The organism is bacterium (assembly GCA_023230585.1).
GTDB lineage: Bacteria > Ratteibacteria > UBA8468 > B48-G9 > JAFGKM01 > JALNXB01.
Genome location: JALNXB010000071.1, coordinates 1 through 8,908 on the forward strand (window position 1 = coordinate 1; position 8,908 = coordinate 8,908).

At 39.3% G+C, this 8,908-nt stretch carries 4 protein-coding genes and 1 pseudogene; 4 read left to right on the plus strand and 1 reads right to left on the minus strand.

All coding sequences use genetic code 11. The features are described 5' to 3' along the window. Positions 1-391: 391 nt before the first annotated feature. The 4 genes and pseudogenes from gndA to M0P98_08590 all read left to right on the plus strand — a co-directional run bounded on the left by gndA (position 392) and on the right by M0P98_08590 (position 6,623). Positions 392-1,789 (plus strand): annotated as a pseudogene (gene gndA / locus M0P98_08575) (NADP-dependent phosphogluconate dehydrogenase). Between the two features lie 400 nt (positions 1,790-2,189). Next, positions 2,190-3,503 (plus strand): diphosphate--fructose-6-phosphate 1-phosphotransferase, encoded by a 1,314-nt coding sequence (locus M0P98_08580; GenBank protein MCK9266904.1) that lies wholly within the window; start codon positions 2,190-2,192, stop codon positions 3,501-3,503. Positions 3,504-3,747: 244 nt separating this feature from the next. Then, positions 3,748-4,785 (plus strand): hypothetical protein, encoded by a 1,038-nt coding sequence (locus M0P98_08585; protein MCK9266905.1) that lies wholly within the window; start codon positions 3,748-3,750, stop codon positions 4,783-4,785. Positions 4,786-5,354: 569 nt separating this feature from the next. Further along, entirely contained in the window at positions 5,355-6,623 is a 1,269-nt protein-coding gene (locus M0P98_08590; protein ID MCK9266906.1) for a lactate racemase domain-containing protein, read from the plus strand. Positions 6,624-7,143: 520 nt separating this feature from the next. Here M0P98_08590 and M0P98_08595 read toward each other — a convergent pair. Continuing rightward, positions 7,144-8,580, minus strand: a complete 1,437-nt coding sequence (locus tag M0P98_08595) for a DUF4900 domain-containing protein (GenBank protein ID MCK9266907.1) — start codon at positions 8,578-8,580, stop codon at positions 7,144-7,146. Positions 8,581-8,908 lie beyond the last annotated feature (328 nt).

Here is an 8,908-nt window from a genome sequence, read left to right on the forward strand (position 1 = left end):
CCCCTCCTACGCCAAGGTATACCTGCCGAAGCTTGTATTTTAGCGTAGGTTGGCTTCGGCGGGTAAAGCTCGCAAGATAAACTGCAAAAGACGGAATGGGGGGGCTGTTAACAAAAGGTTCAAGCCTTTTGTTCTCCTACTCTGAGCCTGTTGAACCCTTCGGAGATGCTTTATATGCAGAAGGGTAAGTTCTCAGAGTGCCCGATTGTTGTGTAGAAGGTGTCTGCGCCGTAGTACCAGAGTGAGTAGACACCCCATACTTTTTTAGTTCTTTATTTGATTTATTTAAATAAATTAAGTATAATATATAAAGTTTGATTCCACACAATTTTTACCTACTTAGTGTGAACATTACACACGAAAACTTAACTTTTGAATGGAGGGCTTTATTATGAAAAAAGCAGATATAGGTGTTATTGGAATGGAAGTAATGGGCAAAAATCTTGCCTTAAATATTGAAAGTAGGGGATATACAGTTGCAGTTTTTAACAGAACTGGGCAAAAAACAAAAGATTTTGCCGAAGGTCCAGCAAAAGGTAAAAACTTTATCCCTTCTTACGAACTTAAAGATTTTGTAGAATCTCTTGCTTCACCACGTAAAGTAATGTTAATGGTAAAAGAAGGCGCTCCAGTTGACGGATTTATAGAAAAACTTCTTCCTCTTCTTGATAAAGGCGACCTTATCATTGACGGCGGTAACTCTTTTTTCAAAGATACAATCAGACGCAACAAAGAACTTAACGAAAAAGGATATCTATTTATTGGTACAGGAGTTTCTGGTGGAGAAGAGGGAGCTCTTAAAGGTCCAGCAATTATGCCAGGTGGACAGAAAGAAGCATACAAACTTGTAGAAAACATTTTTACAGATATTTCAGCAAAAGCAGATGACGGTGCAGCTTGCGTAACATATATTGGCCCTAACGGAGCAGGTCATTTTGTTAAGACCATCCATAACGGGATAGAATATGGAGATATGCAGCTTATTGGAGAATGTGCATGGTTCTTCAAAAAGGCTCTCGGAATCAACGCAAAAGAGATAGCCGATATTATGTCTGATTGGAACGGTGGAGACGACATTCTACGCTCTTACTTGATAGAAATTACTGGCGACAGTATGAAAGAAGAGAATAAAAACTCTAACGGCTACATTGTAGATATAATAGCCGATATAACAAGAATGAAAGGCACAGGCACCTGGACAGTTCAGAGTGCACTTGAACTTCTTGTTCCAATTCCAACAATTGCATCAGCTGTCTTTTCAAGAGAAATGTCACAAGATAAAGACCTTAGACTTGAAGTCTCAAAAACATTAAAATTTGCATCTTGCGAAAAGAACCAAGAAGATAAAGAGAAACTTATTGATATAGCCCACGACGCTCTTTATATAGCAAAAATTTCTTCTTACGCCCAAGGACTTGCTCTACTTCAAGGGGCTTCAAAAGAGTATAATTTTGAATTAAATTTAGGAGAGATAGCAAAGTTATGGAGAGGTGGATGTATCATTAGAGCCCAATTCCTTGATGAGATAACAAAAGCATACAAAGATAACCCTGCATTACCAAACCTTCTGGTTGCACCTCAATTTGCAGCCTTTGTCAATAAAAATTTATGGAAACTTGCCAAGTTTATTGAACTCTCACATAAAGCAGGTATACCTGTACCAGGTATGACATCTTCACTGGATTACATCTTACAGATATCTTCACCTATTATGGTTTCAGCTCAGGTAGCAGCCTTACAGAGAGATTATTTTGGAGCACACGGTTACTTCAAAATTGGTGGAGAAAGCCAACCAGAAGTAGTTAAAACTTCTGAAGGTAAAATGCAAGAGTTCCATACAGAATGGATGCTCGACGGAAGACCCGAGATAGATATAACGAAATAAAATACTATAATGATAAAAGCGAGGCTTATCCCAAGTACCCCCGAGGGAATTACCCTTGCTTGTCATTCCGGACTTGATCCGGAATCTCGTTTTTACTACTCCTGTTACGTGGATTAGGTTGGAGTTCCTGAAACCCTGCCAGGGTAAACAAGTTCAGGATGACAGAGTGGGGCGTTCAGAATGAGAAAATGGGCGGGTAGAACGCCGAAGGCGAAAAGGATTACACCCTTACTTTATACTATTCCTCCCCCAGAGGAGAGGAAGGGAGAAATATGACTAACAAAACTTTACAAAGAGGTGGACTATGAAAAAAAATGTAGTTATAGCTCAAAGCGGTGGACCAACCGCTGTAATAAATAATAGTATAAGAGGAGCTGTAGATTCTCTCTTTAAATCAGATAAGATAGACAAAATCTATGGCGCAAAAATGGGTATCATAGGAGTTCTTAAAGAAGAGTTATATGATATAAATTCTCAAAATCCACAACAGGTTAAACTCCTTTCAAAAACACCTTCAGCTGGCGTGATTGGTAGTTGCCGTTACAAAATTAAGTCAGACGAAGATATGGAAAGGATAATAGACGTTTTTGAGAAACATAATGTCGGGTACTTCTTTTATTGTGGTGGTAACGATTCTATGGATACCGCAAACAAGGTAAGTGTCCTTGCAAAAAAGAAAGGGCTTGATATAATCTCAACCGGTATTACAAAAACCATCGACAATGATGTTGGCGGAGATTTACAGGAAGACGGAACATTCGCTCTATGCGACCACAACCCTGGCTACGGTAGCGTTGCAAGATATACTGCTATGAATATTCTTGAAGCAAACCAGGAGAATAAAGCAAGTTATACAAGCGACCCAGTACTTGTTATAAGTTCTATGGGACGAAAGATAGGTTTTATTACTGCTTCTGCTCGATTAGCCGACCCAACAAGGAAAATGCCTCTCTTAATACTTCTACCTGAAGCATTAAACAAAAACAAACCAGAAGAAAACCTTCAATTTATTTTAGAAAGGGTTAACGAAAAGATAGAAGAGTTTGGTAGATGTATAGTGTCTATAAGTGAAGGTCTTGAGATTGGTGATCTGGAAATACTTAAAGACAATTTTGGGCACGCCCAATTTGGAGCATCAGGTAAATCTGTTGACCAAGCCCTTATCAACTACCTAAACGGTTTAGATAGAAAAGATAGTAAAGGATTCTCAAATAGTCGCCTTAAATGTAAAGGTATTGCCCGTTGTGAAAAACCCGGGACAAAACAGAGAAGAGATTTTTTTACAACCTCGCAGAGCGACCTAAAAGAAGCTTATGAAGTTGGCGCTTATGCTGCAGAAATTGCTTTGAGAGGAGAGGGCGGGTATATGTCAACCATTATACGAGAACCTGGTAACCCATATCAAGTTAGATATGATAAGGTCCCTCTCGACTTAGTTGCAAACGCTGATAGAAAGTTTCCTCAAAAATGGATTTCAGAGAACAAAGTTGATGTAACAGATGAGTTTATTAATTGGGCTTTACCTTTACTTGGGGACCCTCTACCAGAATTTGCTGAGTTTGAGGAAATCTTTGCACCTAAAAAATGTAAAGACTATATCCCTGTAACGCTAAGGTAATTGGTAAAAGAAAGACCCCTTCTGTCTTTGTTTGTCATTCCGGATTTGATCTGGAATCTCGCTTTTCACGAAATTACTGATGAAGGTTGTACATCAATGTATTTTACGGAGGTCTGACCTTCGTCTTAATCAAATGTAGAGGAAACTGCAAATCACGAGGGTTTGCAAAAAGGTAGAACACTGAAGGCGAAAAGGAATGAGGAAAAATACAACCCTGCTACCAAACAGGGTAAAGGAGATTAATATGTTATTCAAAAAACTTACAGCCGATGAGATTAAAAACGACCCAGAACAGCAACTAAAATCTTTTAAAAGAACAAAAGAATATCTTGTAGCCATTGATACAGACGGTTGCGTCACAGACAATATGAATGGTAAACATATGATGATATTTCAACCCCAATATATGGAATATTATCAACTCTGGGGTTTAGAATCTTATTTTAGAGAGGTTTCAGAATATTACAACCTTTTTTCTGTTAAAAGAGGGTGTAACAGATTTCTTGCAATAAAATACTCTCTCGATGCCCTAAATAATAGAAAAGACGTGCAAGATATAATTAAAGAGAAACATATTACACTTCCTGAAGTAGAACCTCTTAACCAATATATTGATTATTGCGAAAATAATAAACTGGGGCTTGGGAACCCAAGTTTAGAGCAGTTTTTGGCTACAAGGTCTATGGACCTATATTTGTATAAACTTCTTGGTTGGAGTGAAGCCGTTAACAGAACATTTCCTTTTGTAAAGATACCTCCTTTTGAAAACGTTAAAGAATCTTTAGCACTTATGGCTGAGAAGGCAGACGTTATGATTGTTTCTCAGACACCTTACGAAGACCTTGTAAATTTCTGGGAATATAACGATTTGCTACCTTACATACAAACAATTGCAGGTCAAGAGATGGGAAAAAAAGGACACCATATAGGAGTTGTGAAAGAAAAATGTGGTTATGACCCTTCAAAAATTCTTATGTTGGGAGATGCAGACGGCGACCTTAAAGGCGTTAAAGAGAACGATGGTCTTTTTTACCCTATTCCTGCAGGTGGAGAGAGAGATGCCTGGAAGAATTTCCCATCTATCTTTGAAAAATTTATTGATGGTAACTACAAAGGCGAATTGGAGAACAAATACCTTGATGAGTTTGCAAAAGTATTGCTGACAACACCACCTTGGGAAGAAACTGGTTATAACCATATAGAAGCATACAAGAAGAAACAGCCTATAAGAGAATCCCTCTACAAACAACTTAATCCAGAGGGACGTCTGCTTGTAATGTAATCCTGGTTTACCTTCTATCCCTGGTTGTAAATCCGAATTTTGTGAAAATCCCCGAGGGACTTGATACGGAATCTCGTTTTTACTACCCCCCATTCCGTCTTTTGTAGTTTATCTTGCGAGCTTTACCCGCCGAAGCCAACCTACGCTAAAATACAAGCTTCGGCAGGTATACCTTGGCGTAGGAGGGCGTTTTTTTAGCGTGGCAATCTCGCCGAAGGCGGAAAAGCAATGCACCCTCTCTTTGCCCTCTACCCATAGGGGAGAGGGATTAAGGGTGAGGGGGACTTTACGTCTTGGCAAAGGAATGTGAAGCAATCTCCCATTCTGTCTTTTGTAGTTAGTCTTGCGAGTTTTATTCCTCGGAGATACTCAGGACAAGACTCCCTTGGGGGTACTCGGAACAAGTCGCCGAAGGCGAAAAAGAAAAACAAAAGCAAGGTTACTGAAACAAGTTTAGGATGACAAAACCGCGAGAAGAAGGATCAAGGATGAGGGGGGCAGTCGTCCTTGTATGTTATTATGAGAGTCATAACAATTACACACTTTAAACCATAACCAAGGAAAATAAAATGTATATAGGAAAAGGTAGTGAAAAAGAATTTCTAAATCCAGAACAGATCAACTATCTATGTGCAGAAGGTTTAAAATCAAGAAACTTAGCCAACAAAAAAGTTCTTGCAATAATACCTGACACAACTCGTTCAGGTCCAACCGATTTAATCTTTAAGAGTATCTACAAGAACCTTAAAGATGTAACCCAAAAAATCGATTTTCTTATTGCTCTCGGCACACATCCAGTAATGGACGAAGATAGAGTCAACGATTTTCTGAAAATAACCAACTCAGAACGTAAAGAAGAGTATAAAGATACTAAAATTTTCCAACACCATTGGGATGACCCTAAATCTCTTACTCATATTGGCACAATTTCTGCTTCTAAAATAGGAGAAATTTCTGGTGGGCTACTTAAAGAAGAGATACCTGTTACAGTAAATAAAGCAGTCCTTGATTATGACGAAATTCTACTTGTAGGTCCGATATTTCCACATGAAGTGGTCGGGTTTTCTGGCGGCTACAAATATCTATTCCCTGGTATTTCAGGACCTGACTTTCTACATAGGTTCCACTGGTTAGGTGCTCTAATAACAAATCCAAAAATTAACGGCACAAAAGATACACCAGTCAGAGAAGCGCTAAACGTAGCATCTACTTTTATAACAAAACCATTAACTCAAATTTGTTATGTAGTAAAAGATGGTCAAGTACACGGATTTTATACAGGAGATAGAGATGCCTGGTCACAAGCTGCCGACCTTTCTTCGAAACTTAATGTTAAGTATGTACCCCAACCTTTTAAGACAATACTTTCTATTGCGCCACTAATGTATGAAGACTTATGGACAGCAGGTAAATGTATGTATAAACTTGAGCCGATAGTAGCAGATAACGGACAACTAATAATTTACGCTCCACATGTTAAAGAGGTTTCACATACCCACGGCAAAGAGATAGAAAAAGTTGGTTACCACACAAGAGACTACTTCCTTAAACAGATGGATAAATTTACAGATGTTACTGGTTGTATAATGGCACACTCAACCCACGTAAAAGGCATAGGGACATTTGCTAATGGTATAGAAAAACCGAGAGTAGAAGTTGTGCTTGCTACAGGAATACCAGAAGCAATCTGTAAAAAAATTAACCTTGGGTATATAGACTATAAGAGTGTAGATATATCCGAATACCAGAAGAGAGAAGATACTTTTGTAGTTGAGAGAGCAGGGGAGGTCTTATACCGTTTAGAAGGTGATAGGGTCCCAGATATAGACAACCTTTAATGATTTATACCCCTTGATCCTTCTCCCCTTGAGGGAGAAGGATCAAGGATGAGGGGTGCTTTACGTCTTGGCAAAGGAATATGAAGCAATCTCTCATTCCTTCTTTTGTAGTTTATCTTGCGAGCTTTACCCCTCAGAAATACTGTCGGAGACAAGACCCAAGAGGAGAGGCAAATAAGGAAAGTTTGTCATTCCGGACTTGATCCGGAATCTCGTTTTTACTACCCCCCATTCCGTCTTTTGTAATTTATCTTGCGAGCTTTACCCGCCGAAGCCTTGGCGTAGGAGGGGTTTCTAAGCGTGGCAATCTCGCCGAAGGCGGAAAAGGAAATGGGGGGAAAAAAAGACAAAGGCAAGGATAAAACATAGTAAGGATAAAAACGGGGATTACCACGTGCAACGACAAACCGACGTGGGTTAAGTGAGAGATCCTGAAACAAGTTCAGGATGACAAAATTGGGGGTAGGGCAGAAGGCAAAAGACACTCCTTGCAAAAACAGATTCAGAAAAGAGAAATCTGTTACTTAATTACTTCAAAGGGAGACTCTTCCCATAACAACCTCTCCCATGGACCTTCCTCAAGTTGTGGGAAACTTGGTGGTGGAACAGCCGTAACCCTATAATCGTAATGATAGTCCTTATAGTATCCCGTACTGTAGGTTCCAGTACTTGAGTTAAATGTCCCAACAGGACCTCTATATTTTTGTACTATACCACCCCAAATTGTAAGTGCCCCTCTTGCCTTTCCTGAATTATAGTTTTTTACGCCAAAAGAACCGTCAAAAGCCATAAGAGATGCGTGTATTACCAAATTGTTAGGAGCACTGGTAGTAACCTCTATATTCTTTTCTGCCACAAGACCCAGCAATCCTTGAGCTGCAGGGTTACTCGGGGAATGGCTATACTTGATATGTCCGTTAATATATATGTTCTTCTCTGTGGCAATAGTCATATGTTTATAGACCTTTCCGTCACTTGCTATGTTAATATCCCCCGTTGCATAAAAGACCCCGTTAAAAAAGGGTGTTAGAGTCTTTGTAATAGTTTTAGTTTCTTCTTTCCATGAAACAATACCAAACCAACCTGTTGTTTTAACATAATCTGTATAGGTTGAGGTAAGAAGGTTACCACTATTATTCAAACTCCAGGTGCGTGCCTCTGTTGTTCCTTTGGCAGTCGTAAAATCCTCAGTAAAAGAGAAAGTGTTCCCTGATAAAGTAACAGTTGTTTTGCCTACAACATTTATGCCATCATCCCCAACCGACGCCTCTTGTAGTTTACCCATATTAATAAACTTGCTCATATCGATACTTGCAACTCCAAGTTCGTAACCACCCTTAAATTGAGGTTTATCAGTAGGAGGTCCGCCGTGGTAATAGTTTAACTGTTTACCACCACTTGTAACATACCCGTCAAATAGAGGATCTTTGTAGATATTTAGGGTATCGTTTGTATGGACAGGTCCGTAAGCTCTGTCGTTGTTGGTAAACCAGATAGTATCCCCACCTGGACTCTTTTCAAAGTCGGTAAAGTAGGCATACCTTGCAAAACTCTTTATTTTTACCCTTAAGCTTAACTCTTTTTTTGTTGTAATAGTTTTTCCAGGCGAGTAGGTTTCAACAGTCCCAACTGAAACAATCTTCCAATCGTGGGTCTGGGTAACCATAGGTGGCACAATAAAGACCTCATATTCTCCCCTGCCCAATTGTTGTGGTTCAAAAGGAGCAAATGTCTCCATATAACTGGGTGGCGACCGATACACCTTTAAATGTCTATCAAGCCACGCTTTTCCGTGTTCAACTCCTGCTTCTGCTAACCAGAAAGCCTCTGCAGGATAAACAACTTTATAACTGTTCTCTCTTTCAAGGTGAGCAAGATAAAGAAACCCCATACCTGTAAGGGTAAGAATCAACCCCCACACAAGTACTACAAATAGTATTACACCTTTTTTCTTCATATTGTCCCTTATGTTAATGTTATCCCTTATTCCTATTTTTTCGCCAAATCTGTTTTTGAGAGCCGTCCCCTTTACCATCCTAAACTTGTTTCAGACTCTCTAACCTAACCCACGCAGGAGCAAAACGAGATTCCGGATCAAGTCCGGAATGACAAGTAGGAGCAATCCTCGTCTTTATCCACAATTAAAACGCGATGTTTCTCATTGCAATAACCTTTTCAGACGAAAAGGACTCTTTACTTTTCAAAAGGGTCATCTTTACTCTAACCCCCCTGTATATAATATTATTATACATATCTTCCGCAGGAAATGTAAAGAGAACATCATC

What these genes read in the sequence shown, in the direction of transcription:
- M0P98_08585 (MCK9266905.1), top strand. Translation starts at nt 3,748, where the DNA reads ATGTTATTCAAAAAACTTACAGCCGATGAGATTAAAAACGACCCAGAA.
- M0P98_08580 (MCK9266904.1), top strand. Translation starts at nt 2,190, where the DNA reads ATGAAAAAAAATGTAGTTATAGCTCAAAGCGGTGGACCAACCGCTGTA.
- M0P98_08595 (MCK9266907.1), bottom strand. Translation starts at nt 8,580, where the DNA reads ATGAAGAAAAAAGGTGTAATACTATTTGTAGTACTTGTGTGGGGGTTG.
- M0P98_08590 (MCK9266906.1), top strand. Translation starts at nt 5,355, where the DNA reads ATGTATATAGGAAAAGGTAGTGAAAAAGAATTTCTAAATCCAGAACAG.